The sequence below is a fragment of the Pectobacterium peruviense genome, from assembly GCF_002847345.1.
Taxonomy (GTDB): Bacteria; Pseudomonadota; Gammaproteobacteria; order Enterobacterales; family Enterobacteriaceae; genus Pectobacterium; species Pectobacterium peruviense.
Map to the genome: position 1 here is coordinate 113,973 of NZ_LXFV01000007.1, position 26,144 is coordinate 140,116.

Annotated in this window: 21 protein-coding genes and 6 tRNA genes; 22 read left to right on the forward strand and 5 right to left on the reverse strand. The window is 49.5% G+C overall.

Annotated features, from left to right (window positions below):
* Positions 1-10 precede the first annotated feature (10 nt).
* Positions 11-1,678 (reverse strand): methyl-accepting chemotaxis protein, encoded by a 1,668-nt coding sequence (locus tag A0G03_RS07555; RefSeq protein ID WP_048259298.1) that lies wholly within the window; start codon positions 1,676-1,678, stop codon positions 11-13.
* Between the two features lie 889 nt (positions 1,679-2,567).
* Between A0G03_RS07555 and fldA the strand changes: the two genes are divergently transcribed.
* Together fldA and fur are read left to right on the forward strand one after the other, a co-directional pair.
* Positions 2,568-3,095: a flavodoxin FldA gene (gene fldA / locus A0G03_RS07560; protein ID WP_048259297.1), complete on the forward strand. Its 528-nt coding sequence runs from the start codon at positions 2,568-2,570 to the stop codon at positions 3,093-3,095.
* Positions 3,096-3,424: 329 nt separating this feature from the next.
* Positions 3,425-3,874, forward strand: a complete 450-nt coding sequence (fur, locus tag A0G03_RS07565; protein WP_048259296.1) for a ferric iron uptake transcriptional regulator — start codon at positions 3,425-3,427, stop codon at positions 3,872-3,874.
* A 63-nt stretch (positions 3,875-3,937) separates the two neighbouring features.
* On the opposite strand, the gene glnS is transcribed toward fur, so the two are convergent.
* Both glnS and nagE read right to left on the reverse strand, forming a co-directional pair.
* Positions 3,938-5,596, reverse strand: a complete 1,659-nt coding sequence (gene glnS, locus A0G03_RS07570; RefSeq protein ID WP_048259295.1) for a glutamine--tRNA ligase — start codon at positions 5,594-5,596, stop codon at positions 3,938-3,940.
* Between the two features lie 163 nt (positions 5,597-5,759).
* Complete coding sequence (nagE, locus tag A0G03_RS07575) at positions 5,760-7,256, reverse strand: N-acetylglucosamine-specific PTS transporter subunit IIBC (protein WP_048259294.1); 1,497 nt, start codon at positions 7,254-7,256, stop codon at positions 5,760-5,762.
* 360 nt (positions 7,257-7,616) lie between these two features.
* On the opposite strand from nagE, the gene nagB reads away from it, so the two are divergent.
* The 11 genes from nagB to A0G03_RS07630 all read left to right on the forward strand — a co-directional run bounded on the left by nagB (position 7,617) and on the right by A0G03_RS07630 (position 14,389).
* Positions 7,617-8,417, forward strand: coding sequence for a glucosamine-6-phosphate deaminase (gene nagB, locus A0G03_RS07580; RefSeq protein ID WP_048259293.1), 801 nt, complete (start codon positions 7,617-7,619; stop codon positions 8,415-8,417).
* Positions 8,418-8,436: 19 nt separating this feature from the next.
* Positions 8,437-9,582: an N-acetylglucosamine-6-phosphate deacetylase gene (gene nagA / locus A0G03_RS07585; RefSeq protein ID WP_048259292.1), complete on the forward strand. Its 1,146-nt coding sequence runs from the start codon at positions 8,437-8,439 to the stop codon at positions 9,580-9,582.
* A gap of 111 nt (positions 9,583-9,693) precedes the next feature.
* Positions 9,694-10,917, forward strand: a complete 1,224-nt coding sequence (nagC, locus tag A0G03_RS07590) for a DNA-binding transcriptional regulator NagC (RefSeq protein WP_048259454.1) — start codon at positions 9,694-9,696, stop codon at positions 10,915-10,917.
* A 203-nt stretch (positions 10,918-11,120) separates the two neighbouring features.
* Positions 11,121-12,785, forward strand: a complete 1,665-nt coding sequence (gene asnB / locus A0G03_RS07595) for an asparagine synthase B (RefSeq protein ID WP_048259291.1) — start codon at positions 11,121-11,123, stop codon at positions 12,783-12,785.
* A gap of 218 nt (positions 12,786-13,003) precedes the next feature.
* Positions 13,004-13,080, forward strand: a tRNA-Met gene (locus A0G03_RS07600).
* Positions 13,081-13,087: 7 nt separating this feature from the next.
* A tRNA-Leu gene (locus tag A0G03_RS07605) sits at positions 13,088-13,172 on the forward strand.
* A 56-nt stretch (positions 13,173-13,228) separates the two neighbouring features.
* Positions 13,229-13,303: transfer RNA gene (locus A0G03_RS07610), tRNA-Gln, on the forward strand.
* Positions 13,304-13,339: 36 nt separating this feature from the next.
* A tRNA-Gln gene (locus A0G03_RS07615) sits at positions 13,340-13,414 on the forward strand.
* A 50-nt stretch (positions 13,415-13,464) separates the two neighbouring features.
* Positions 13,465-13,541, forward strand: a tRNA-Met gene (locus A0G03_RS07620).
* Between the two features lie 6 nt (positions 13,542-13,547).
* Positions 13,548-13,622 (forward strand) — tRNA-Gln (locus A0G03_RS07625).
* Positions 13,623-13,756: 134 nt separating this feature from the next.
* Positions 13,757-14,389 (forward strand): hypothetical protein, encoded by a 633-nt coding sequence (locus tag A0G03_RS07630; RefSeq protein WP_048259281.1) that lies wholly within the window; start codon positions 13,757-13,759, stop codon positions 14,387-14,389.
* Positions 14,390-14,414: 25 nt separating this feature from the next.
* Here the strand turns inward: A0G03_RS07630 and ubiF are convergent, their stop codons facing one another.
* Entirely contained in the window at positions 14,415-15,581 is a 1,167-nt protein-coding gene (gene ubiF / locus A0G03_RS07635; protein ID WP_048259280.1) for a 3-demethoxyubiquinol 3-hydroxylase, read from the reverse strand.
* Between the two features lie 231 nt (positions 15,582-15,812).
* On the opposite strand from ubiF, the gene miaB reads away from it, so the two are divergent.
* From miaB to A0G03_RS07680, 9 genes are all read left to right on the forward strand, one after another.
* Entirely contained in the window at positions 15,813-17,237 is a 1,425-nt protein-coding gene (miaB, locus tag A0G03_RS07640) for a tRNA (N6-isopentenyl adenosine(37)-C2)-methylthiotransferase MiaB (RefSeq protein ID WP_048259279.1), read from the forward strand.
* A gap of 322 nt (positions 17,238-17,559) precedes the next feature.
* Positions 17,560-18,618, forward strand: a complete 1,059-nt coding sequence (locus A0G03_RS07645) for a PhoH family protein (protein WP_048259278.1) — start codon at positions 17,560-17,562, stop codon at positions 18,616-18,618.
* Positions 18,615-19,094: an rRNA maturation RNase YbeY gene (gene ybeY / locus A0G03_RS07650; RefSeq protein WP_039275337.1), complete on the forward strand. Its 480-nt coding sequence runs from the start codon at positions 18,615-18,617 to the stop codon at positions 19,092-19,094. Before A0G03_RS07645 ends, ybeY begins: the two co-directional genes overlap by 4 nt.
* Before the next feature lie 128 nt (positions 19,095-19,222).
* On the forward strand, positions 19,223-20,101 hold the full coding sequence (gene corC, locus A0G03_RS07655) for a CNNM family magnesium/cobalt transport protein CorC (protein ID WP_010285415.1): 879 nt from the start codon (positions 19,223-19,225) through the stop codon (positions 20,099-20,101).
* A gap of 7 nt (positions 20,102-20,108) precedes the next feature.
* The gene (gene lnt / locus A0G03_RS07660; protein ID WP_048259277.1) at positions 20,109-21,638 is read left to right on the forward strand and encodes an apolipoprotein N-acyltransferase; all 1,530 of its coding nucleotides are present in this window, start codon (positions 20,109-20,111) and stop codon (positions 21,636-21,638) included.
* Positions 21,639-22,087: 449 nt separating this feature from the next.
* Complete coding sequence (locus A0G03_RS07665) at positions 22,088-22,984, forward strand: amino acid ABC transporter substrate-binding protein (RefSeq protein ID WP_048259276.1); 897 nt, start codon at positions 22,088-22,090, stop codon at positions 22,982-22,984.
* Positions 22,985-23,204: 220 nt separating this feature from the next.
* Positions 23,205-23,945, forward strand: a complete 741-nt coding sequence (locus A0G03_RS07670) for an amino acid ABC transporter permease (RefSeq protein WP_048259275.1) — start codon at positions 23,205-23,207, stop codon at positions 23,943-23,945.
* Between the two features lie 3 nt (positions 23,946-23,948).
* Positions 23,949-24,623 (forward strand): glutamate/aspartate ABC transporter permease GltK, encoded by a 675-nt coding sequence (gene gltK / locus A0G03_RS07675; RefSeq protein ID WP_048259274.1) that lies wholly within the window; start codon positions 23,949-23,951, stop codon positions 24,621-24,623.
* Positions 24,623-25,348 carry an amino acid ABC transporter ATP-binding protein gene (locus A0G03_RS07680; protein WP_048259273.1) on the forward strand — a complete coding sequence of 242 codons (726 nt, stop codon included), beginning with the start codon at positions 24,623-24,625 and terminating at the stop codon, positions 25,346-25,348. Before gltK ends, A0G03_RS07680 begins: the two co-directional genes overlap by 1 nt.
* A 52-nt stretch (positions 25,349-25,400) precedes the next feature.
* On the opposite strand, the gene A0G03_RS07685 is transcribed toward A0G03_RS07680, so the two are convergent.
* Positions 25,401-25,883, reverse strand: a complete 483-nt coding sequence (locus tag A0G03_RS07685) for a zinc ribbon-containing protein (protein WP_048259272.1) — start codon at positions 25,881-25,883, stop codon at positions 25,401-25,403.
* Positions 25,884-26,144: the final 261 nt, after the last annotated feature.

A 26,144-nucleotide genomic window follows, 5' to 3' on the forward strand; every position in this document is an offset into this window, starting at 1 on the left:
AAAGCGACAGCTAGAATTTTTCCCAGTTGTCGCTACTGGCCGGTAGCGCTTTGCTTGCGCGCGGCGCAATCGCCTGCGCTTTCTGCACCGGTTTTGCAGCCACTTGCAGCGCTGACTGCGAATCGGACAGTTGGAACAGCGACACGGTCTGGTTCAACAACGCCGCCTGTTCTTCCAGCGACAAGGCTGCCGAAGAAGCCTGTTCAACCAACGCGGCGTTTTGCTGCGTTACGCTGTCCATTTCCGCCACGGCCTGACCAACCTGCGCTATACCTTTGCTCTGCTCTTCCGAGGCAGAGGCGATTTCACCCATGATATCCGTCACGTTGGTAACTGCACGAACGATATCCTGCATGGTGTCACCAGCATCGCTAACCAGATTGGAGCCGGTATCCACACAGCGAACCGATTCAGAAATCAGCCCTTCAATCTCTTTCGCTGCCTGCGCACTGCGCTGCGCCAGACTACGAACTTCTCCTGCTACCACGGCAAACCCACGTCCCTGTTCACCCGCACGCGCCGCTTCTACCGCTGCGTTCAGTGCCAGAATGTTGGTCTGGAAAGCAATACCGTTAATCACGGTGGTGATTTCTGCGATTTTTCTTGAGCTACCGGATATTTCCGCCATGGTTTTCACCACGTTCTCAACAATCTCACCGCCCTTCTTCGCCGTTGTCGAGGCTTGTAATGCCAGTTGGCTGGCGTGGTTGGCGTTTTCGGCGTTCTGTTTCACCGTTGCCGTCAGTTGCTCCATGCTGGCTGCGGTTTCTTCCAGTGCGGAAGCCTGCTCTTCGGTACGTGAAGACAGATCGTTATTGCCTGCGGCAATCTCAGAAGCGCCCTGATAGATAGAGTCCGTGCTGTTTCTGATGGTACTAACAGTACTGGCCAGGCTTCCCTGCATTTCACGCAGCAATGGGAAAAGGCGACCAACACAGTTATTACCAAAGTCCAGAATTGGCTTACCCAGATGACCAGATGCAATCACGCCAAAGTGATAGCGCAGGTCATTTAACGGACGAACCAGACACACCACCAGATAACGGTCGGTCAGGAACAGCATGATAAGGCCGATAAACAACCCGCTCAGCAAAATGTTCTGCCCAATCGTGGTAATTTGTTCAAAACGCACACCCGCCGCATCGAATTTCTCTGCGCTGGCGTTACTGAACGCGGATAGAGATGCGCCAAACTGGCGACTCAATGGCGGCACAACGTTCTTGGCCTGATTTTGGTAGTCATCCAGCGCGTTGGCTGCGGCCTTTTGGTAAAGCGGCTCAACGCCTTGAACAACCAGATTATTCCAGTCACGGCTGACAGCCTGTACCAGCGCATCGTCCAGACTCGCATGATCGATAGCATTAAACGCCACCAGATCAGACTTCAGTTTATCCAGTGCAACTAACGCCGATGCCTGCTCTTTATCTGCGGTTGCGTTATCGCCACTACGACGAGCGTCAACAGCGCGCGCCAGACGGGTTACCATACGGAAGTATTGATCGTTGCCCTGGTTGATAAAATTCATGTTCTGAACCAGCAAGGTGCTGGTCTTCGAGGTCGCCGTCATCTCTTTAAAAGAGAACATGGTATATATCGATACGCCGCCCCAAAGAACGCAAAAAATGCCCAGCACCCATAGCATAGCGGTTCTGATGGCAATATTTTTTATAAGTCTCATAGCTCACTCCAAATCAGGAAAATGGTTAAAAAGATTTTTATCGCTAATCAACCGATATGAATCAGAAAATTCACACCATGAAACAGGTCACTTCTCCCTAGCGTTCAAATTTCACCGAGTTGAAAACTCAAAAACCACGCTAACTCATCGGCTAAATACAGAGAATATTTAGCGTTATCGCTATATTTATTAATATAATTTTTCACATTGAGAATAAACCCACCTATTTTATAGATATAAGGATTTTAATCAGAGGGTTGCAAGTAAGAGCATCATCCATACTCGCCACAGACCTGCTGGCAAGGATATACCTTCTCGCAGCAAGGCAATGAGAGGTGAGTTTTAATTTTATTCTTTAACATCAAAAGAATAAAATCATCACCACAGCATTGCATCGTTTCAGCTGCAAATGGTTATAATTCTTATTTCCTTTCATTAGGAATATTCCCGCAAAATGTTACAGGTTTTCAATTCGCTAAAAAACATTATCCTTTGTATGTATTTTAATTCTCCTGAATAGTAACGTTCCGTTCCGTGACTTTTATTTTTCACAAAAAGAAGCCTGCTTTTAATTACAACCGGTACAAGTTGTAAAAATAAAAAGCACATTCATAAAAAATGAAACATTGTTATAAATAAATAACCGCGACGATATTAAGGAAATGTGCGTTTACTCTCAGACGATAACATAAACCTTATTAACCCTGTGGAATTTAACATTAACAGTGATGGTTTTCATTTCCCTTCCTTGCCTCCGCATGTCACCCGCTCTTGATTTACGCCTCCTTACCGATACGAGTTTCTCCAGATGTGAGTGTCTGTTATTATTAACGGATAAGTGGGTGAAATATTACACCATACCATTAGGAATCAAGAGGTTATTCAATTCATGGCACTCATCGGAATATTCTTTGGCAGCGATACGGGCAACACTGAAAACATTGCCAAAACGATCCAACAGCAGTTAGGCAGCGGCGTTGCGGATGTTCATGACATCGCCAAGAGCAGCAAAGAAGACCTCGAAGGTTTCGATATTCTGCTATTGGGTATTCCAACCTGGTATTACGGTGAAGCTCAATGTGATTGGGATGACTTTTTCCCGTCACTGGAAGAAGTTGATTTCACAGGAAAATTGGTTGCTCTGTTTGGTTGCGGCGATCAGGAAGACTACGCGGAATACTTCTGTGATGCTATGGGCACCATTCGTGACATCATTGAACCTCGCGGCGCGACGATTGTCGGCCACTGGCCAACAGAAGGCTATTATTTTGAAGCCTCTAAAGGGCTTGCCGACGACAATCACTTCATTGGTTTAGCTATCGATGAAGACCGTCAGCCTGAACTCACCAACGAACGCGTGACGACGTGGGTGAAGCAAATCAGTGATGAACTGAATCTGAAAGAGCTCGTTGGCTAAGCCATTTTGGCTCTGATATCCCCTATCAGAGCCAAAACAGCATTGATAGGTAAAACCTTTCATAATAATTGATACATTTTTTTAACTTCTATCAGTAAACCTGTACAATAATCCCATCGGTTTTATACGTGCATAACCATTTCCTCATTCATCAACAACGGATTGCGTTGTATATCAGTAGTGTGAATGGGGACAATATTGTTAACATTCCCTTGTTTTCATTTTGTATGCGCGGTTCTATAATTGAGACGTGATTACATTTTTTAAGCCGACCGATGTCATAGGCTAGGCAGCCTCCATTGATAAGTAAGCAACAGGACTAAACCCGCATGACTGACAACAATACCGCATTAAAGAAGGCCGGCCTGAAAGTCACTCTTCCAAGACTGAAAATACTGGAAGTGTTACAGGATCCTGTCTGCCATCACGTCAGTGCGGAAGATTTATATAAGAGACTGATTGATATGGGCGAAGAGATCGGTCTTGCTACCGTCTATCGCGTACTCAACCAGTTTGATGATGCGGGCATAGTAACCCGTCATAACTTCGAAGGTGGCAAATCCGTCTTCGAATTGACGCAGCAGCATCATCACGATCACTTAATTTGCCTCGACTGTGGCAAAGTCATTGAATTTCGCGATGAATCTATCGAAGCACGTCAACGCGAGATCGCAGAAAGACATGGCATTAAACTGTCCAACCACAGTTTGTATCTCTATGGGCATTGCAGTGAAGGGGATTGCCGCGAGGATGAAACCCTGCACGACGCCACACGATAAATCGACTGCATAAAAAAATAAAACCGCCGAGGCGGTTTTATTTTTGTCTTCTTACCGGTGGCCTTAGCCTACCCAGGTATCACGTAGTCCAACCGTACGGTTAAACACCAGGTGTTCTGCACTGGAGTAAACGCGATCGGCACAGAAGTAACCTTCACGTTCAAACTGATACGCTTTCTCTACTTCGGCCTGCGCCAAACTCGCTTCTACAAAACCTTGCGTAATTTTCAGTGAATCTGGGTTAATCGTTGACAGGAAGTCATCCGCCGCCGCAGGGTTTGCCACACTGAATAGGCGATCGTACAAACGGAATTCCGCTTGCACCGCATGCGCCGCAGAAACCCAGTGGATGACGCCCTTCACTTTACGACCATCTGCCGGATCTTTGCTCAGCGTTTCCGCATCATAGCTACAGTAAATGGTGGTGATAGTGCCCTGCTCGTCTTTTTCAATGCGATCGGCTTTGATCACATAGGCATTACGCAAGCGAACTTCTTTACCCAAGACCAGACGCTTGTACTGTTTGTTAGCTTCTTCACGGAAGTCAGCACGATCGATATAAACTTCACGGCTGAATGCTACCTGACGTGAGCCCATTTCTGGCTTATTCGGATGGTTAGGCATCGCAACAAACTCTTCGTGCTCGGCTGGCAGATTCTCGATAACCACTTTGACCGGATCCAGCACTGCCATCGCACGCGGGGCATTTTCATTCAGATCATCACGGATACAGGATTCAAGCGCGGCCATTTCCACGTTGTTATCCTGCTTCGTTACACCGATGCGCACACAGAATTCACGGATAGAAGACGCACTATAGCCACGACGACGCAGACCCGAAATGGTCGGCATACGCGGATCGTCCCATCCTTCAACGACATTTTCCACAACCAGCTGATTCAGCTTACGCTTAGACATAATCGCGTATTCAAGGTTAAGACGGGAGAACTCGTACTGACGCGGATGACAAGGAATAGTGATGTTATCCAGCACCCAGTCGTACAGACGACGGTTATCCTGGAATTCCAGCGTACACAGCGAATGCGTGATCCCTTCCAGCGCATCGGAAATGCAGTGGGTGAAATCATACATCGGGTAGATGCACCACTTATTGCCCGTCTGATGGTGATCGGCAAATTTAATGCGATATAACACCGGATCGCGCATCACGATAAAGGACGATGCCATATCGATTTTTGCACGCAGACAAGCTGTACCTTCAGCAAACCCACCGTTGCGCATCTTTTCAAACAGTGCCAGGTTTTCCTGCACGGTACGATCGCGGTAAGGGCTATTTTTACCCGGCGCCGTTAGCGTGCCGCGGTATTCACGAATCTGTTCGGGCGTCAATTCATCAACGTAAGCCAGCCCTTTACCGATCAGCTCAACCGCATAAGCGTGCAATTGATCGAAATAATCAGAAGAATAACGAACGCTGCCGCTCCATGAAAAACCCAGCCACTCGACGTCACGTTTGATCGACTCAACGTATTCGATATCTTCTTTCACCGGATTGGTGTCATCAAAACGCAGATTGCACTGCCCCTGATAGTCACGTGCGATACCAAAATTCAGGCAAATAGACTTCGCATGCCCAATATGCAGATAGCCGTTCGGCTCTGGCGGGAAACGCGTCTGAATATGGTCATGCTTACCGGACGCCAGATCTTCATCAATAATCTGACGGATAAAGTTAGTCGGGCGGGCTTCAGCCTCACTCATTCTTCATTCCTCAATGCTAAAACGACGTATAACCGACAATGATCCAACAAGCTACGCTGGGAAACAACCGTTAATTATTCATAACGAAAAAAAGGGCGAGATTGCTATCTCGCCCATCACTTTCATCGACATAACGCCGCGTTAAACAAGTAACGATGTCATATTACGCTTTATCATGTTCCGCTTTCAGCGCGGTTGCGATTGATTCAGCCTGTGTGCCCACAACAATCTGCACGCTCTGCTTATTCAGACGAATAACACCTGCCGCACCAAGACGTTTCGCCTGCGCCTCATCAACCAGAGAGGAGTCAGCCACATTCAAACGCAAACGCGTGATACAGGCATCGATGCCGATCAGATTGGCTTTGCCGCCCAGCGCCTGCAAATAACCACGCGCCAACGTCGCCGTATCGCTTGATTTCTCACCCGCAGATGCAGTACTCACGTCATATCCATCGGATTCGCTACCGCTCACGGCCAGTTCACGTCCCGGTGTTAACAGATTGAAGCGAGTAATTGTGAAGCGGAACACCACATAATAAATGACGAAGAATACCAGCCCTTGTGCAATCAGCATGTACCACTGGGTGGCTAGCGGGTTACGCGAGGACAGCACCATATCCACCAGACCAGCACTGAAGCCAAACCCGGCAATCCAATGCATACTGGCAGCGATAAAGACGGAAAACCCTGTCAGTAACGCATGCAGGAAATACATCACTGGCGCCACGAACATGAATGAGAATTCCAGCGGCTCGGTGATCCCAGTGAAGAACGAAGCAAACGCCGCCGCCAGCATAATCCCGGCAACTTTACTTTTGTTCTCAGGACGCGCGCAGTGGTAGATCGCTAACGCGGCTCCCGGCAGGCCGAACATCATAATCGGGAAGAAACCCGCCTGATAACGTCCGGTGATCCCTACCACTGCTTTGCCTGAATCGATAGACTGCTGACCAGCCAGGAAGTTAGGGATATCGTTGATACCCGCAACGTCAAACCAGAACACGGAATTCAGCGCGTGGTGTAACCCAACAGGAATCAGTAAGCGGTTAAAGAAGGCATAAACCCCAGCACCAGCCGACCCCAACTGTTGAATGTGTTCACCAAACGATACCAGCGCATTGTAAATCACCGGCCAGACGTACATTAAAATGAACGCCACCAGAATCATCAGGAAAGAAACCAGAATCGGCACCAGACGCCGCCCGCTGAAGAACGACAGCGCTTTAGGCAATTCCACCTGACTAAAGCGGTTATACAGTTCAGCGGACATCACACCAACCAGGATTCCGATAAATTGGTTTTCAATCTTGCCAAACGCAGCGGGCACCTGTTCAACAGGGATCCGCTGAATCATGGCGACAACAGCGGGTGAACACAGCGTGGTCAGCACCAGATAACCGACAAAACCGGTCAATGCTGCCGCGCCATCTTTATCTTTCGACATACCGTAAGCGACACCGACCGCAAACAGTACCGCCATATGCCCGATAATCGCCTCACCCGATTTAATAAGAAGTGCCGCCAATGCGTTCTCGCTTCCCCAACCAACCGGATCGATCCAGTAACCTATACCCATCAGGATAGCGGCAGCAGGCAGTGTCGCGACAGGCACCATCAATGCCCGACCGACTTTTTGTAAATAGCTCAGAGTACTCACTTTTCCCTCTCTTACCTTTGCGAGGTAAATGAAATGTTGTGGGGCAAACAAACCTGCCAATAAATTTCACTGCCGAAAAACTTCACTGTCAAAAAGCGTCATTGTCGAAAAAACAGACCCAGCGAGGGTTCTTAGAGGAGTGTAAGAAAAATAATTCGCTACACAAATTAAACCCCGTAATTATGTGATAAAAATCACCAAAAAACTGCATACAAAAAGTTTATACCTGAATAAAACCCCAACTTATTTCAAGATTAAAAAAAACGGAGTAGACTAATTTTAATGCATAGACAAAACGCGCAACCGGCGCGATTTACGCAATAACGTATTTAATTCCACTAAAAAATCAGGAGAGCGCTGATGAGACTCATTCCCTTAACTACCGCCGCCGACGTCGGAAAATGGGCCGCCCGCCACATCGTTGAGAAAATTAACGCTTTCAAGCCCAGCGCTGAGCGCCCTTTCATTCTTGGACTACCGACTGGCAGTTCACCACTGGAAGCCTATAAATCGCTGGTCGCCATGCACAAAGCGGGTCTGGTGAACTTCAAACACGTTGTGACCTTCAATATGGATGAATATGTCGGCCTGCCAACCGATCATTCGGAAAGCTATCATACCTTCATGCATCAGAATTTCTTCAATCACGTTGATATTCAGCGTGAAAACATTAACCTGTTGAACGGCAACGCAGAAGACACCACAGCAGAATGTCGCCGCTATGAAGAGAAAATAAAGTCCTACGGGAAAATTCATCTTTTCATGGGCGGCGTGGGCAATGACGGACATATCGCCTTCAATGAGCCAGCCTCCTCTTTGGCTTCCCGCACCCGCATCAAAACGTTGACGGAAGAAACCCGTATCGCAAATTCCCGTTTCTTCGGCGGGGACGTCAGTCTGGTGCCTAAATTTGCCCTGACTGTGGGTGTCGGTACGCTGCTGGATGCTGAAGAAGTGATGATTTTGGTGACCGGTCGTAACAAGGCGCAGGCGCTACAGGCTGCGGTAGAAGGCAACGTCAACCACATGTGGACTATCAGCTGTCTGCAACTTCATGCCAAAGCCATCATGGTCTGCGACGAACCGTCAACGATGGAGCTCAAGGTAAAAACCGTTAAATACTTCCGTGAGTTAGAAACGGAAAGTATGAAGAACCTCTAACCGATCGCGGGAGTCGATGATGTACGCGTTAACCCATAGCCGGATTTTTACCGGCCATCAGATTCTGGATAATCACGCTGTCGTGATTGCTAATGGGCTGATCGAGCGAGTCTGCCCGCTTGCTGAGCTCCCAGCCGACATTGAACAACACGATCTGGCCGGTGCGTTTCTCGCTCCGGGGTTTATCGATCTCCAACTGAACGGCTGCGGCGGTGTGCAATTTAACGACTCGCTGGACACGATCTCCGTCAAAACGTTGGAGATCATGCAGCAGGCGAACCAGCGTTCGGGCTGTACCAGTTTTTTACCCACGCTGATTACCTCCAGCGATGCGTTCATGAAACACAGCGTCAACGTGATGAGAGACTGGCTGGCGCAGAATAAGCATCAAGCGCTTGGATTGCACCTCGAAGGCCCGTGGCTGAACGTGATAAAAAAAGGCACACATGACCCTGCCTTTATCCGCAAACCGACACAAGCGCTCGTCGATTTTCTGTGTGCCAACGCAGAGGTGATTACGAAAATCACGCTGGCACCGGAAGAAGTCGAACCGGCAGTTATCCGCCAGTTAACTGCGGCAGGCATTATCGTCTCCGCCGGACACTCTAACGCGACCTGGGAACAGGCTAAGCAGGGTTTTGCCGCAGGCATTCGCTTCGCCACCCACCTGTTCAACGCCATGCCTTATCTGACTGGCCGCGAACCTGGGCTCGTCGGCGCGATTTACGATGCTCCGGAAGTTTATTGCGGCATTATCGCGGATGGACGTCACGTAGACTGGGCCAATATTCGCAACAGTAAGCGTATCAAGGGCGATAAGCTGGTGCTGGTGACCGATGCCACCGCACCAGCGGGCGCAGATATTGACCAGTTCATTTTTGCTGGTAAAACCATATACTACCGTGATGGTCTCTGCGTCGATGAACACGGCACTCTGAGCGGTTCGGCCCTGACGATGATCGAAGCCGTACGTAACAGCGTCGAACACGCAGGTATCGCGCTGGATGAAGCCATTCGGATGGCAACGCTCTATCCGGCTCGCGCCATCGGCGTCGATCACCAGTTAGGCAGTATTGAAAGCGGTAAAGTGGCCAATCTAACCGCATTTGATCGTGATTATCACATTCTCAAGACGTTTGTTAACGGCAATCCTGTTTGGGGATAAAGCGAAAAGCGTCTTGAGGTAAAACGGAAATACGTGGGGGGAAACCAAGATAAGGTTTACCCCGTGTTGACGAAAAAACGCGTTATACCTAAAGAAGCGAGTAACCTTTTAATGACCACAGGCGGACAGGCGCAGATAGGGAATGTCGATCTGGTTAAGCAATTAAACAGCGCGGTGGTTTACCGCCTGATTGATCAGCAAGGCCCGATCTCACGGATTCAAATAGCAGAGCAGAGCCAACTTGCTCCCGCCAGCGTCACCAAAATAACCCGCCAGCTTCTGGAACGCGGGCTCATCAGAGAAGTCGATCAGCAGGCTTCAACTGGCGGCAGACGCGCTATTTCAATTATCACCGAAAACCGCCCTTTCCATACCATCGCCGTACGTCTCGGTCGTTATGACGCCACCATCGCGTTGTACGATTTGCAGGGAAAAGCGCTGGAAGAAATGCACTACGAGCTGCAAGAGAAAACACAGGAGTCGCTGGAAGCCACGCTATTTCAGTCTATCAGCGACTTTATTACCAGCCACCAGCGCCGTATCCGCGAGCTTATTGCGATCTCTGTGGTGCTACCGGGGTTGGTTGATCCGGTTGCAGGTATCGTCCGCTATATGCCGCATATCAGCGTGAATAACTGGAAACTGGTCGAAAATCTGCAACGCCACTTCAATGTCACCAGCTTTGTCGGTCACGACATCCGCAGTCTGGCACTGGCGGAACACTATTTTGGTGCCACTCACGACTCACTGGATTCTATTCTGGTACGTGTGCATCGAGGTACAGGCGCAGGAATTCTCGTCAACGGACAAATTTTTCTCGGCAGTAACGGCAACGTCGGCGAGATTGGTCATATTCAGATCGATCCACTCGGCGATCGCTGCCATTGCGGTAACTTTGGCTGTCTGGAAACCGTCGTCGCCAACGGCGCAATTGAACAACGCGTACAGCATCTGCTCCGTCAGGGCTATCCCAGCAAGCTTTCTGCGAATAACAGTTCGATTTCAGCAATTTGCAAAGCGGCTAACCGAGGCGATGACCTCGCCCGAGATGTGATCGAACAAGTTGGACTCAATCTCGGTAAAGCGCTTTCCATCGCGATCAATTTGTTCAATCCACAAAAAGTTGTGATTGCCGGTGAAATTACCGAAGCAGAAAAAACGCTGCTTCCTGCGATTCAACGCTGCATCAACACGCAGGTACTGAAAGAATTTCGTCATAATCTGCCAATTGAGATCTCCAGCCTCAACCATCTTTCGGCTATCAGCGCCTTCGCATTGGTCAAACGTGCGATGCTAAACGGTGTTCTGCTACAACAATTGCTCGAAAACGCCTGATTCCCTTTCTGGCCGGATTATGTAATCACTAAAAACCCGGCCTTTCCTCTGCATTAATTTGACGAATCAACACCAAAAAAGCCAATAAATTAACGAAACACCACACCAATTGCTTTTTTCATTAAATAATATTGAATTCCTATGGCGTTTTGATGCTAAATCAATGGCACTAAGGTCGAATTCGTAATTACTGGGAGTCATGTATGTGTTCTATTTTTGGTGTGCTTGATCTGAAAAGCGATCCTGTTGAACTGCGTAAGAAAGCACTGGAATTATCCCGTTTAATGCGTCACCGCGGACCAGACTGGTCCGGCGTTTATGCCAGCGACAAAGCGATTCTGGCTCATGAACGTCTGTCTATCGTTGACGTCAACACGGGCGCACAGCCGCTTTACAACGCCGAGCGCACCCACATTCTGGCCGTTAACGGTGAAATTTATAACCATCAGGCATTGCGTCAGCAATACGGTGACCGTTACGCGTTTCAAACTGGCTCCGACTGCGAGGTCATCCTTGCGCTGTATCAGGAAAAAGGCCCTGAATTCCTGGACGAACTGCGCGGCATGTTCGCTTTTGCGCTGTATGACAGCGAAAAAGACGCCTACCTGATCGGTCGTGACCATCTTGGTATTATCCCGCTGTACATGGGCTACGATGAGCACGGTAACCTGTACGTCGCTTCTGAAATGAAAGCGCTGGTGCCAGTTTGCCGTACCATCAAAGAATTCCCAGCAGGCAGCTACCTGTGGAGCAAAGACGGTGAAATCCGTGAATATTACCAGCGTGACTGGTTTGATTACGATGCCGTAAAAGACAACGAAACGGATAAAGTAGCGCTGCACGATGCACTGGAAGAAGCGGTGAAAAGCCACCTGATGTCTGACGTGCCTTACGGCGTGTTGCTCTCTGGTGGCCTGGATTCTTCCGTTATCTCCGCGATCACCAAAAAATATGCTGCACGTCGCGTAGAAGATGACGCGCGCAGCGAAGCCTGGTGGCCTCAGTTGCACTCTTTCGCCGTTGGTTTGGAAGGTGCGCCAGATTTGAAAGCCGCGCAGGAAGTCGCTAAACACCTCGGTACCGTGCACCACGAAATTCATTTCACCGTGCAGGAAGGGCTAGATGCGATTCGCGACGTGATTTATCACATCGAAACCTATGACGTCACCACGATTCGTGCCTCAACGCCGATGTACCTGATGTCGCGTAAAATCAAAGCGATGGGCATCAAGATGGTGCTGTCAGGCGAAGGTTCTGACGAAGTATTCGGCGGCTACCTCTATTTCCACAAAGCGCCAAACGCCAAAGAGCTGCATGAAGAAACCGTACGTAAGCTGCTGGCACTTCACCAGTATGACTGCGCTCGCGCTAATAAAGCGATGTCAGCTTGGGGCGTGGAAGCTCGCGTGCCATTCCTGGACAAAAACTTCCTCGATGTCGCCATGCGCATCAACCCGCGCGACAAAATGTGCGGCAACGGCAAGATGGAAAAACACATCCTGCGTGAGTGCTTTGAATCTGATCTGCCGCACAGCGTTGCCTGGCGTCAGAAAGAACAGTTCTCCGATGGCGTGGGCTACAGCTGGATCGACACTCTGAAAGAAGTGGCTGCAAATCAGGTTACCGATCAACAATTGGAAACTGCACGCTTCCGCTTCCCGTACAACACGCCAGGCTCCAAAGAAGCCTACCTGTACCGTGAAATCTTCGAAGAGCTGTTCCCCGTTCCGAGTGCAGCAGAGTGTGTCCCTGGTGGCCCGTCAGTCGCCTGTTCGTCGGCTAAAGCGATTGAGTGGGATGAATCCTTCAAAAAACTGGATGACCCATCAGGCCGCGCGGTTGGTGTACACCAATCAGCCTACAAATAATTCGATTTAATTTCATCAGTCAACGGGCCTTTCATGGCCCGTTTTTGTGCGCTTAATTGATTGGGAATGCGTGCTTTTTGACGTTTTTCTCACCATACTGTTCACAACCCAAACAAACGATACATTGAGGACACTTTTCGGGAAAAAACTAGTTGACGCAATTAGGCCAACTACGCATAATGCGCCCCGCAACGCCGATGAAGGTGAAGCGGAAAGATGGCTACGTAGCTCAGCTGGTTAGAGCACAGCACTCATAATGCTGGGGTCACAGGTTCGATTCCCGTCGTAGCCACCATCTTTCTGCGGGAGTGGCGAAATTGGTAGACGCACCAGATTTAGGTTCTGGCGCCGCAAGGTGTGCGAGTTCAAGTCTCGCCTCCCGCACCATTATCATCTTCTCGGTTTGACATTGCTTTTCGAAGCTTGTTAGTGTTTGTTGTGATTGGGGTATCGCCAAGCGGTAAGGCACTGGTTTTTGATACCAGCATTCCCTGGTTCGAATCCAGGTACCCCAGCCATTTCAAATAGTGTGTTAGAAAAATATGTTGTCCTATTGGGGTATCGCCAAGCGGTAAGGCACTGGTTTTTGATACCAGCATTCCCTGGTTCGAATCCAGGTACCCCAGCCATCTACTTGATAGTAGAAGTTTTTAGGTGAAGTGATAACAGCAGTACATTTGGCTACGTAGCTCAGCTGGTTAGAGCACAGCACTCATAATGCTGGGGTCACAGGTTCGATTCCCGTCGTAGCCACCAAATTTTTGGGGTATCGCCAAGCGGTAAGGCACCGGATTCTGATTCCGGCATTCCGAGGTTCGAATCCTCGTACCCCAGCCAAATTAAGCTGATAAAACAGCAAAGAAACGGGGCGACAGTCGAAAGACGTCGCCCCGTTTTGTTATGTCTGGTATTAACATAGTCTAGTGCTAACATATCCAAATCAATTATTCGATTTTCCCAAAAGGGCAGTCATGAAGGTTTTATCTATATCCTCTGTTACTCATGATTTCAGCCACATTGTGGTGCCACGGCAGAATAACGTCAGCAAGTCGTGGCGATCAGCCATACGTGCGCAGTTAACCACTTTGTTACTCAGCGTGGCATTGCTGTTTTGCTTTCTCACACCAACTTATGCTGCCGGAGTAGCTTCTTTCAAGATGTCAGCGCAAACGTTCGCTGACCGGATGAATGCTAATCTGACGAAACTCAATATCCCGCTCAAACTGGCTATTAACGTGGAAAAGGGAACATCCGTCGATGATTTCCAGCACATTTTTAACGAGCACGTCGGATTAATTGGGTCGATAGAGAGTAAAAGCCAACAGCTTAATGGACTCGTGATACTCAATGCCGCGTCAGAATCCCCAGAAGCAACAAGGCAGAATCTGCAAATCGTCACTGCCGCGTTTTCTGCGCTATTGGGTGAGGGCGCGTTATCAGGTGGAAATAGTCTCGAAAGCCCTGAGATGACCGAAATGATGTTCGGCCTGCTTCAGGATAGCCAGACCTCGGGTAAAGGTGTTCGGCAGATAGGAAATGTTCGCTTTAAGGCAACCACTAATGCGGACACCGATATTATCTTCACCGCCGAGCCAGCACTGTAGCGGGCGGTGTCCCTATGATCATCAGTCAGACGCCAATGGCGTATTTCAATGCGCGCTGTTTTAACACACCAGCGCGCTGTGCGACCATCAATGCCATGTTGCGCGCAAAACTCAGCGGCGGTAATGCGTTACTGAACGCGTTATAGAACAAATCCATCCCGCTTTGCATCATCAAATTATCCGGCATACGGCGGCACTGGTAGCGCCGTAATACACGTTCAGAAGCCCATTCTTCTCCCGCATTACGCGCGTTAATCAACACATCCAGCAGCGCCTCAACGTCGCGATATCCCAGATTAACGCCCTGCCCCGCCAGCGGATTGATGGTATGCGCGGCATCCCCCAACAGTACCAAGCCAGGCTTGATATAGGTTTGCGCATGGCGTCTGACCAACGGGAATGACCCAGCAGAGAGCGCCTTGACCGAGCCCAACCGCTCAGGAAACGCGATAGCAATTTCTTTATCCAACTGTGCAAGTGGCATCGCCTGAAGCTGGCGAATACGCTGTGGGCTGTCATACCACACCAGCGATCCCCATTGGTCAAACAGCGGCAAAAACGCACGCGGGCCGCTCGGTGTGAACTGCTGCCAGGTAACATCCTGCTGGGGTTGTGAAGTTTCAACGCCGATTAACATACAAGACTGACGATACTGCCAGCCGCTGATGCCAATCCCTGCCCACTGGCGAACCTGAGAGTTCGCGCCATCAGCACCAATCAGCAACGAAGCCGTTAGCTTCTGCCCGTCAGCAAGCTGTAAACACCAGCCATCATCCGTGCGTTGCAGACCCTGCGGCGTCGCTGGGCAATAACATTGGCAACGCTTCTCCTCCTGCAAACTTTCCCAGAGTGCCAGTTGCAGCACACGGTTTTCCACCATAAAACCTAGTTCAGGCAGGTGAATGTCGGCAGCATCGAAAACTACTCTGGCGTTCGCCCATTCCCAGGTTTCCAGCCGGCGGTAAGGCGCGCTGCGCATCTGCTGCACTCGCTGCCATGCACCCAGTTCTTTCAGTAACGCAACCGACGCATAGCCAATTGCTGAGATCCGTAAATCTGGCGGACTGGTGGCATCAAATGGCGTTAGTATTTCCTGCTCAATCACCGCAACCTGAAATCCTTGCTGTGCCAGCCCGAGCGCCGCGGCCGCGCCAACCATTCCACCGCCAACCACAATCGCATCGTAATGCATATTGGCTAATCCCCTCTGATTCTGGTTTATTCACACCAGTAAAAATGCATGAAAATAGTGTACTGGATTTGCGGGTAACTTTTCAGAAAAGCCGCATTTTTATAGAAAGTAAGGGGTTATCAAATCAGCGCGGCTTCCAGCACTGGTCACAACGTCAGCTAACGATTACAATACCCATCCTAAATGAGGGGAATTTTTCCTATTCCTTCCGCACTGAGTAATGGCAAGTCGATGACAAAAAAACTGCATATTAAAACCTGGGGCTGTCAGATGAATGAGTACGATTCATCAAAGATGGCTGATTTACTGGGAAGTACGCACGGCTATGAGCTTACTGAAATCGCTGAAGAAGCCGATGTTTTACTGCTCAATACCTGCTCGATCCGTGAAAAGGCGCAGGAAAAGGTCTTCCATCAACTTGGTCGCTGGAAAGCGCTGAAAGATCTTAATCCGAAGCTGATTATTGGCGTCGGTGGCTGCGTTGCCTCACAGGAAGGTGCACACATTCGTGAACGTGCGCACTACGTTGACGTTATTTTTGGCCCACAAACCTTGCACCGCCTGCCGGAAATGATTAATCACGTTCAGGGCACACGTAGCCCCATCGTTGACATCAGTTTCCCTGAAATCGAAAAATTTGATCGCCTGCCAGAACCGCGTGCCGATGGGCCGACAGCATTCGTTTCCATCATGGAAGGCTGCAATAAATATTGCACATTCTGCGTTGTGCCTTATACCCGAGGCGAAGAAGTCAGTCGCCCGTGCGATGATGTGCTGTTTGAAATCGCTCAACTAGCCGCGCAAGGCGTGCGTGAAGTTAACCTTCTGGGGCAGAATGTTAACGCCTACCGCGGCGAAACCTATGACGGTGAAATCTGTTCTTTTGCCGAACTGCTGCGTCTGGTCGCCGCCATTGACGGGATCGACCGTGTTCGTTTCACCACCAGTCATCCGATTGAATTTACAGACGATATTATCAGCGTTTATGAAGACACACCGGAGCTGGTCAGCTTCCTGCATTTACCAGTGCAAAGCGGTTCTGACCGTGTTCTGACGATGATGAAACGCCGTCATACTGCGTTGGAATACAAAGCCATCATCCGTAAGCTGCACAATGCGCGTCCAGGTATCCTGATTAGCTCTGACTTTATCATCGGCTTCCCTGGCGAAACGCAGGCTGACTTTGAACAAACCATGAAGCTGATTGCCGATGTGAATTTCGATATGAGCTATAGCTTTGTCTATTCCGCCCGTCCGGGAACACCGGCTGCGGATATGGTCGATGACGTGCCGGAAGAAGAGAAAAAACAGCGCCTGTACCTTCTTCAAGAACGCATCACCCAGCAGGCAATGCGATTTAGCCGCCTCATGCTGGGCACCGTCCAGCGTATTCTGGTGGAAGGCACCTCGCGTAAGAGCGTGATGGAGCTATCTGGCCGCACGGAAAATAACCGCGTCGTCAACTTCGAAGGCACGCCGGATATGATCGGTAAATTCGTCGATGTTGAAATTGTTGACGTTTATACCAACTCGCTGCGCGGCATCGTAGTGCGGACCGAAGATCAAATGGATCTGCGCGTACATGAATCACCGTCTTCCGTGATTGCTCGTACTCGTAAAGAGAATGAAATCGGCGTTGGGTTCTACCAGCCGTAATCAACGTTGATTCCAGTCTAAGCACAATGATGGGTGGCTTTGTCACCCATTTTTTATGGCTGACTACTATTGCTGTCCCCTTTGGGCTGCTGCTCCTACATTTTTTACAGCAGGCTATTCTTATCCTTCAATCTGTTTCAATTTCAAGGCACTTGCATTTGCTTTTGCGAGACAGCATCCCAATATCATTATTGTGACTTGCAGCATCGGGCATTCACGATGAATAATTCACTCACATGGCGGATACATCAGGCCATCTAATAACAGTTCATTTTGTGCGGGTAGAAAGAGTGCCAGCACCGTAACGCTCAAGAGGAATAATTTGAACGTAACAACAAAAGAAATTGCCCTTGAACCCGCAGATAACCAACGCCTGCTCAGCCTTTGCGGCCCGTTTGATGACAATATTAAACAGTTAGAGCGTCGCTTAGGCATCGAAATCAATCGCCGAGACAATCAGTTCAAACTGGTCGGCAAGAACCTGCTGACGCAAGCTGCCGCCGATATCCTGCAACGCCTGTATGTCGATACGGCTCCAGTGCGCGGCGTCATCGGTGATATCGATCCTGAGCAAATTCATCTTGCGATTAAAGAATCTCGCGTGCTGGAGCAGTCTGCGGAACACACTCCTGACTATGGCAAAGTGGTCAATATCCGCACCAAACGCGGCGTAATCAAACCGCGCACGCCGAATCAGGCGCAGTATGTCGCCAACATCCTCGATCACGACATCACGTTCGGCGTTGGCCCAGCGGGAACGGGGAAAACCTACTTAGCCGTTGCAGCCGCCGTGGATGCATTGGAGCGTCAGGATATTCGCCGTATTCTGTTAACGCGCCCAGCGGTCGAAGCCGGTGAGAAGCTGGGCTTCCTGCCTGGCGATCTGAGCCAGAAAGTCGATCCCTACCTGCGTCCACTCTATGATGCTCTGTTTGAAATGCTGGGCTTTGAACGTGTCGAGAAGCTAATCGAACGTAACGTGATTGAAGTTGCACCACTGGCTTACATGCGTGGCCGAACGCTGAACGATGCCTTTATCATTCTGGATGAAAGCCAGAACACCACCATCGAACAGATGAAAATGTTCCTGACACGTATCGGCTTCAACTCAAAAGCCGTCATCACCGGTGACGTCACACAGATCGACTTGCCAAAGAATCTGAAATCGGGCTTACGCCACGCGATTGAAGTGCTGGCCGATGTGGAAGAGATCAGCTTTAACTTTTTCCACAGCGAAGACGTGGTACGCCATCCGGTAGTTGCGCGGATTGTGAATGCCTATGAAGCATGGGAAAATGCCGACCAGAAACGTAAAGACGCCTTAGCAGAACAGCGTAAACGGGAAGCACAGGCTGCAGCATCAGATCAGGAGCAAAAATGAGTCAGGTGATTCTCGATTTACAAATCGCCAGCGAGCAAGCACAGGGATTGCCGGAAGAAAAAGACTTTCAGCGCTGGTTGGAAGGCGTTCTGCCGCAGTTTCAGGAAGTCTCTGAAGTCACCATCCGTATCGTGGATGAGGCCGAAAGTCGCGACCTGAATAACACCTATCGCGGTAAGGACAAGCCGACCAACGTGCTGTCGTTTCCTTTCGAGGCACCACCTGAAGTCGAGCTTCCTCTGCTTGGAGATTTAATCATCTGCCGTCAGGTTGTAGAACGCGAAGCCGCAGAGCAGGAAAAAACCGTAGAAGAGCACTGGGCGCACATGGTTGTCCATGGTAGCCTGCATCTGCTAGGGTATGACCACATCGAAGACAGCGAAGCCGAAGAAATGGAAGCGCTGGAAACCGAGATTATGCAAAGTATGGGTTATGCCGATCCTTACCTTGCAGAAAAAGATGGCCTCACCGAATAAATAGAAATACATTTTATATGGCCCGAGATCGGGAAGATATCGGGTACTTATCTGTTCCACATCAGCCACTGTGCCGCTTCCAGTTGCTGGCAATAATCCTTTAACAAGAGTGATGTTAATTAAAACGCATGAGCGACGACCATTCTCAAAACAGCGATGCACCCAGTCCCAAAAAGGGCTTCTTTTCTCTTATTCTTAATCAGCTTTTTCACGGCGAGCCAAAAGATCGTAATGGTTTACTCACTCTGATTCGTGATTCCGAACAGAATGAACTGATCGATCCTGAAACACGAGATATGCTCGAAGGCGTCATGGATATCGCCGACCAGCGTGTGCGCGATATCATGATCCCTCGCTCACAGATGATTACGCTCAAGCGCGATCAAACGCTGGAAGAGTGTCTGGACGTGATTATCGAATCCGCCCACTCCCGTTTCCCCGTCATTAGCGAAGATAAAGACCATATTGAAGGCATCCTGATGGCCAAGGATTTGCTGCCGTTTATGCGCAGCGATTCCGAACCGTTCAGTATGGATAAAGTTCTGCGTTCCGCTGTTGTTGTGCCGGAAAGTAAACGCGTTGATAGAATGCTGAATGAATTCCGCTCGCTGCGCTATCACATGGCGATTGTCATCGATGAATTTGGTGGCGTATCCGGCTTGGTCACGATTGAAGATATCCTTGAGCTGATCGTCGGCGAAATTGAAGATGAATACGACGATGAAGAAGACAGAGATATTCGTCAGCTTAATCGTCAGACTTACACCGTTCGGGCGTTAACCGATATCGAAGATTTTAACGAGGCTTTCGGCACCCGGTTCAGCGATGATGAGGTCGACACCATTGGTGGCTTGGTTATGCAGTCTTTCGGCCATCTTCCTGCTCGTGGCGAAACCATCGACATAGAAGGTTACCTGTTTAAGGTTGCGATGGCAGACAGTCGCCGTATTATTCAGGTTCATGTCAGAATCCCTGACAATGCCCCTCAACCAAAATTGGAAGAATAATTTGGCAATGGTTGTCGCTTCGTTTCTACAACGCCAGCAGGTTAAAGCCCTGCTGGCGCTCTTATTTGGTGCCTGTGGCACGCTGGCGTTTTCTCCCTTTGATTTCTGGCCTGCGGCGGTTATCTCGCTCATGGGTCTGCAGGCGCTGACGCTAAACCGCACCGCTCGCCAGTCAGCCTGGATAGGGTTTTGTTGGGGATTTGGTCTATTCGGCAGCGGCGTAAACTGGGTTTACGTCAGTATCGCGCAATTTGGCGGAATGCCGGGCCCTGTCAATGTTGCGATAGTCATTTTACTCGCCGCCTATTTGTCGCTCTATCCTCTGTTGTTTTCTGCCCTGCTCTCACGCTTGTGGCCTAAAACAACGCTGTGGCGTCTGGCGCTTGCCGCTCCCGTACTCTGGCAGCTAACCGAATTTCTGCGCGGCTGGGTGCTCACCGGCTTTCCGTGGCTGCAATTCGGCTACAGCCAAATTGACGGCCCGTTAAAAGGTATCGCGCCCATTCTGGGTATCGACACCATTACCTTCCTATTGATGTGCCTCAGCGGACTGCTCGTTTATGCCATCAATCAGCGAAAAATCGCACCCGCGGCCATCGCTATCGGTGTTTTCGTTTTATCATGGCCGCTGCGCAACGTGCAGTGGTATACCCTGCAACCTGAACGAGCCGTCAATGTCGCGCTGGTACAAGGCGATATCCCGCAGGCGATGAAGTGGGAACAAGATGAGTTGTTGAATACACTGAGGATCTATCTGGATAACAGCCTGCCCTATATGGACAAGGCGCCTATCGTTATCTGGCCGGAAACCGCTATTCCCGATATTGAAAGCCGTCAGGGTACGTATCTGAAGCAGATTGACGATATCCTGCGTAGCCGTGATAGCAGCCTGATTACGGGTATCGTCGATATTCGGCGTGATGGCAACAAGACTGATTTCTATAACTCAATTATCGTACTCGGCGACAAAAAGCCGTACAGCTACCCTACGACGAACCGTTATAACAAAAATCATCTGGTGCCTTTCGGCGAGTTTGTCCCGCTAGAAACGCTGTTACGCCCGCTGGCTCCGTTCTTCGATCTGCCGATGTCGTCGTTTAGCCGAGGTGACTATGTTCAGCCACAGCTTTCTGTCCATGGTTTCAAACTTAATGCCGCTATTTGCTATGAAATCATCTTAGGCCAACAGGTGCGCGATAATTTTCGGCCAGACACCGATATGCTGTTGACCATCTCGAACGACGCCTGGTTTGGCCGCTCAATCGGCCCATGGCAACACTTTCAGATGGCACGCATGCGCGCGCTGGAATTAGGGCGCCCTCTGGTTCGTAGCACCAACAACGGCGTCACCGCAGTGATTGCGCCAGATGGCAAGATCAGTGCCAGTCTGCCGCAGTTTACGCGTGCCGTGTTGGACACGCAGGTGGTTCCTGCAACCGGGATAACGCCTTATGCACGCTTCGGTTCCTGGCCGCTCTGGTTCGTTACGCTGCTGGGTGGCATCACTGCGGTCTTCTTCGGTTTACGTCGCCGATAATCTGCTCTCTCCTCACTTCCCTAAGGGCATGCTTTTGCATGCCTTTTTTATTTATGGCACGGTATTTGCCTCTTATTACCCTGTAAAGGGTTGTTTCTGTATTTTTTTGGATATTACGTCAGCGTAAAGCCCTCTCGCAGGGCAAGTAACGCACCAACTTGGTGCCAACCTCTGACTTTGCTGCCATTTGGTGCGGCGGATATCGCAAAAAGAAAACATTTCCATTTCAATCTATTTACAATCAGCTACTTTTTAACTGTGTACGCAGTAACTTCGCGCTTTAACGGTGCAACGTTATCACTGAGAAGTAGCAACGTGTCATGAGTGCTTCAGCGATACGATGTCAACTTGAAGACAGTGTTAACTTGAAGATAACGGACACATTAACCTTATGGTTATTGATGACAGCGCTATAACTATTGCAGCAACGACAGCAAAGGAGTTAGAACATGCAAATGCGTAAACTGGCATTATCACTGATTCTGCTTGGCACTGCCGCCAGTGCAGCCCAGGCTGAAGATCTGGCCGGTACATTGAAAAAGGTCAAAGATAATGGCGTGATCGTCATTGGCCACCGTGAATCATCCGTCCCTTTTTCTTACTACGATAATACGCAGAAAGTCGTCGGCTATTCTCAGGCCTACTCTGACAAAATTGTCGAAGCGATTAAGAAAAAACTGGATGCGCCTAACCTGCAGGTCAAACTACTTCCTATCACCTCTCAGAACCGTATCCCTCTGTTACAGAACGGTACATTCGATTTGGAATGTGGTTCGACGACCAACAATCTGGAGCGTCAGAAACAAGCCGCGTTCTCTAACACCATTTTCGTTGTCGGTACGCGCCTGTTAGCCAAAAAAGATTCCGGCGTAAAAGACTTCCCAGACTTGGCAGGTAAAACTGTCGTAGTGACCTCCGGTACAACCTCTGAAGTTCTGCTGAACAAGCTGAATGAAGAAAAACAGATGAAGATGCGCATCATCAGTGCAAAAGATCATGGCGACTCCTTCCGTACGCTGGAAAGCGGCCGTGCTGTAGCCTTTATGATGGATGATGCTCTGCTGGCTGGCGAACGTGCAAAAGCGAAAAGTGCCGATCAGTGGGATATCGTTGGTAAAGCCCAGTCTGAAGAAGCCTACGGCTGTATGCTGCGTAAAGACGATCCGCAATTCAAGAAACTGGTTGATGACACCATCGCCGAAGTACAAACCTCTGGCGAAGCAGAAAAATGGTTTGATCGCTGGTTTAAACAACCGATTCCACCAAAAGATCTTAACTTGAACTTTGCACTGTCAGACGAAATGAAAGCGCTGTTCAAAGCGCCAAATGACAAAGCGCTAAACTAATTAATAATGAGAATAAGGGCAGAATCACTCTGCCCTCTGATTGCTGATTCGTGGCAGGACAGACAGGCATGTGATGGTCGTTCCCCATCACATGTTGCCCCGAGAAATTTCGATAAACAGGAAAATAAACAATACGCCTGTAGTTTGAAAAAGAACGGGAATATGGCCGCTCATCAATCTTCAGGGTAGCTTCGCTACCCTTTTTTTACCGGAGTTCGTTATGTCAATAGATTGGAACTGGGGCATATTTCTACAAGACGCCCCCTTCGGCAACACAACCTACCTCGGGTGGATTCTGTCCGGTCTGCAAGTCACCGTCACATTATCTATCTGTGCCTGGATTATCGCCTTCCTCATTGGTTCTTTATTTGGAATCTTACGTACCGTTCCGAACCGTTTTCTTTCGAGCATTGGTACTTGCTACGTCGAGCTATTTCGCAACGTCCCACTGATTGTACAGTTCTTTACCTGGTATCTGGTGGTTCCTGAGCTACTTCCCGTCGACATCGGTATGTGGTTTAAAGCCGAGTTAGACCCCAATATTCAGTTCTTCCTATCATCAATGATTTGTCTGGGGCTCTTTACCGCTGCACGCGTGTGTGAGCAGGTGAGAGCAGGCATCCAATCGCTACCTCGCGGGCAAAAAGCCGCTGGGCTGGCGATGGGTCTGACGCTGCCACAAACTTACCGCTATGTGTTACTGCCCAATGCGTATCGCGTGATCGTTCCGCCGCTGACGTCAGAAATGCTGAATCTGGTAAAAAACTCGGCTATCGCATCCACGATTGGTCTGGTTGATATGGCGGCACAGGCAGGGAAACTGCTGGACTATTCCGCCCATGCGTATGAATCCTTTACCGCCATCACGCTGGCGTACGTTGGCATCAACGCCATCATTATGTTGATCATGCAGGTCGTTGAGCGAAAAACCCGTTTGCCGGGCAATATGGGGAGCAAATAAACCATGTATGAATTTGACTGGAGCTCAATTGGGCCAAGCATGCCGTACCTGATTCAGGGGATGGTAGTCACACTCAAAATTACACTAACAGCGGTAGTATTCGGGATTGTCTGGGGGACGGTTCTGGCGGTGATGCGCCTGTCGCCGATAAAGGCGATTAGCTGGTTCGCCAAACTGTATGTGAACCTATTCCGTTCCGTTCCGCTCGTCATGGTTCTGCTGTGGTTCTATCTGGTCGTTCCTAGCTTATTACAAAATGTGCTTGGGCTATCGCCGAAAACCGATATTCGACTGATTTCAGCTATGGTAGCCTTCTCGCTGTTCGAGGCAGCCTATTATTCGGAAATCATTCGTGCGGGTATCCTCAGCGTATCGCGCGGTCAATCCTCCGCCGCGTTAGCATTAGGGATGACACACTGGCAATCCATGAAGCTGGTTATTCTGCCACAGGCATTCCGCGCTATGGTGCCACTGTTGCTGACGCAAGGGATTGTTCTGTTTCAGGATACCTCACTGGTTTACGTGCTCAGCCTCGCTGATTTCTTCCGTACCGCCTCAACCATTGGCGAGCGTGACGGAACACAAGTTGAAATGATCCTATTTGCTGGGTTCATTTATTTTCTCTTCAGCATTACTGCCTCAATGCTGGTCAGTTACCTGAAAAAAAGGACGGTTTGATGATTTCCCTGAAAAATATCTCTAAATGGTACGGCCAATTTCAGGTGCTAGCCGACTGCTCCACAGAAGTAAAAAAAGGTGAAGTCGTAGTCGTCTGCGGGCCTTCTGGCTCGGGCAAATCAACCCTGATCAAAACCGTAAACGGCTTGGAACCAATTCAAAAAGGTGACATTACCGTCAATGGCATTATCGTTAACGATAAAAAAACCAATCTGGCCCAGTTACGTTCCAAAGTGGGAATGGTGTTCCAGCACTTTGAACTGTTCCCGCATCTGTCGATTATCGAAAATCTGACGCTAGCGCAGGTAAAAGTACTAAAACGCAAACGCGAGGAAGCTAAAACCAAAGCGCAGAAGCTGTTGGAACGTGTAGGGCTGTCGGCGCACGCTAACAAGTATCCAGGGCAGCTTTCCGGCGGCCAGCAGCAGCGTGTCGCAATTGCCCGCGCATTGTGTATGGATCCTATCGCAATGTTATTTGATGAACCGACATCTGCGCTCGACCCAGAGATGATCAACGAAGTACTGGACGTCATGGTTGAATTGGCACAAGAAGGCATGACCATGATGGTCGTCACCCATGAAATGGGCTTTGCCCGTAAAGTGGCGCACCGAGTGATCTTTATGGATGAGGGAAAAATTGTTGAGGACACCCGCAAGGATGATTTCTTCAATAACCCACAGTCCGAACGCGCGAAAGACTTCCTGGCGAAAATCCTGCATTAATTATCAGATACAGCGTGCCGCGAGGCACGCTTATTTAGCACTTACAACAGCCTTACGGTTGAAACGGCTGGCGATGGAACAAATCATGTGAGCATTTCGGGCAGAGCGGCAACACTTCAGGCGTGTAGAACGCGATGTGGTGATGGCAGTTTTCGCAGACCAGATTACCTAGCCCCACGACTTCACCACTGTGGTACACCCCGTGATGATTCACATCTTTGAAGATCTCACGCCACTCCAACTGCGTTTTATCCGTAATATCCGCCAGTTCCTGCCACAGGCTTTCCTTGATCACTCGCATAAAAACGCTGTCGGTAAATTCATTCTGATTTTCACTGTAGCTGCGGCCAAACTCTTCCAGATCGCGCTGAACAGCTTGAATTATCTGTTCTATTTCTTTCTGCGTCAGTTCCGAGCTTTCCTGCAAGGTTTTACGGGCGCTCAGCACCAGACTGTCGAGATCGCGTTCACCGTCGTTCAGCCGAGCCGTCACTGAAGCCATTAACTCGCGGTAATAGCGGGCTATTTTATTCATGCTTCCTCCTGAATAAGCGGGTTGAAAGGTGATAAAGAACGACGATTCGCCGTCTGACACATCAGGCCAAAAACCGATACGTTGCCTATCTCTCTCTATTTTAGATTATTTTTTCCACCTGTCTGAGGAATTGTCGCCAATTTGCGCAATCCCTCGCAGTATGTTGCTTACAGATCAGAAATATTCCTCAGTCGGGCGCTGGGTGTTGTTGCCCGCGCCGCTTACGGCTATGCTATGCGGATCTTTTGTTATGAATCAGAA

What these genes read in the sequence shown, in the direction of transcription:
- A0G03_RS07555 (WP_048259298.1), bottom strand. Translation starts at nt 1,678, where the DNA reads ATGAGACTTATAAAAAATATTGCCATCAGAACCGCTATGCTATGGGTG.
- fldA (WP_048259297.1), top strand. Translation starts at nt 2,568, where the DNA reads ATGGCACTCATCGGAATATTCTTTGGCAGCGATACGGGCAACACTGAA.
- fur (WP_048259296.1), top strand. Translation starts at nt 3,425, where the DNA reads ATGACTGACAACAATACCGCATTAAAGAAGGCCGGCCTGAAAGTCACT.
- glnS (WP_048259295.1), bottom strand. Translation starts at nt 5,596, where the DNA reads ATGAGTGAGGCTGAAGCCCGCCCGACTAACTTTATCCGTCAGATTATT.
- nagB (WP_048259293.1), top strand. Translation starts at nt 7,617, where the DNA reads ATGAGACTCATTCCCTTAACTACCGCCGCCGACGTCGGAAAATGGGCC.
- nagA (WP_048259292.1), top strand. Translation starts at nt 8,437, where the DNA reads ATGTACGCGTTAACCCATAGCCGGATTTTTACCGGCCATCAGATTCTG.
- nagC (WP_048259454.1), top strand. Translation starts at nt 9,694, where the DNA reads ATGACCACAGGCGGACAGGCGCAGATAGGGAATGTCGATCTGGTTAAG.
- asnB (WP_048259291.1), top strand. Translation starts at nt 11,121, where the DNA reads ATGTGTTCTATTTTTGGTGTGCTTGATCTGAAAAGCGATCCTGTTGAA.
- A0G03_RS07630 (WP_048259281.1), top strand. Translation starts at nt 13,757, where the DNA reads ATGAAGGTTTTATCTATATCCTCTGTTACTCATGATTTCAGCCACATT.
- ubiF (WP_048259280.1), bottom strand. Translation starts at nt 15,581, where the DNA reads ATGCATTACGATGCGATTGTGGTTGGCGGTGGAATGGTTGGCGCGGCC.
- miaB (WP_048259279.1), top strand. Translation starts at nt 15,813, where the DNA reads ATGACAAAAAAACTGCATATTAAAACCTGGGGCTGTCAGATGAATGAG.
- ybeY (WP_039275337.1), top strand. Translation starts at nt 18,615, where the DNA reads ATGAGTCAGGTGATTCTCGATTTACAAATCGCCAGCGAGCAAGCACAG.
- corC (WP_010285415.1), top strand. Translation starts at nt 19,223, where the DNA reads ATGAGCGACGACCATTCTCAAAACAGCGATGCACCCAGTCCCAAAAAG.
- lnt (WP_048259277.1), top strand. Translation starts at nt 20,109, where the DNA reads ATGGTTGTCGCTTCGTTTCTACAACGCCAGCAGGTTAAAGCCCTGCTG.
- A0G03_RS07665 (WP_048259276.1), top strand. Translation starts at nt 22,088, where the DNA reads ATGCAAATGCGTAAACTGGCATTATCACTGATTCTGCTTGGCACTGCC.
- A0G03_RS07670 (WP_048259275.1), top strand. Translation starts at nt 23,205, where the DNA reads ATGTCAATAGATTGGAACTGGGGCATATTTCTACAAGACGCCCCCTTC.
- gltK (WP_048259274.1), top strand. Translation starts at nt 23,949, where the DNA reads ATGTATGAATTTGACTGGAGCTCAATTGGGCCAAGCATGCCGTACCTG.
- A0G03_RS07680 (WP_048259273.1), top strand. Translation starts at nt 24,623, where the DNA reads ATGATTTCCCTGAAAAATATCTCTAAATGGTACGGCCAATTTCAGGTG.
- A0G03_RS07685 (WP_048259272.1), bottom strand. Translation starts at nt 25,883, where the DNA reads ATGAATAAAATAGCCCGCTATTACCGCGAGTTAATGGCTTCAGTGACG.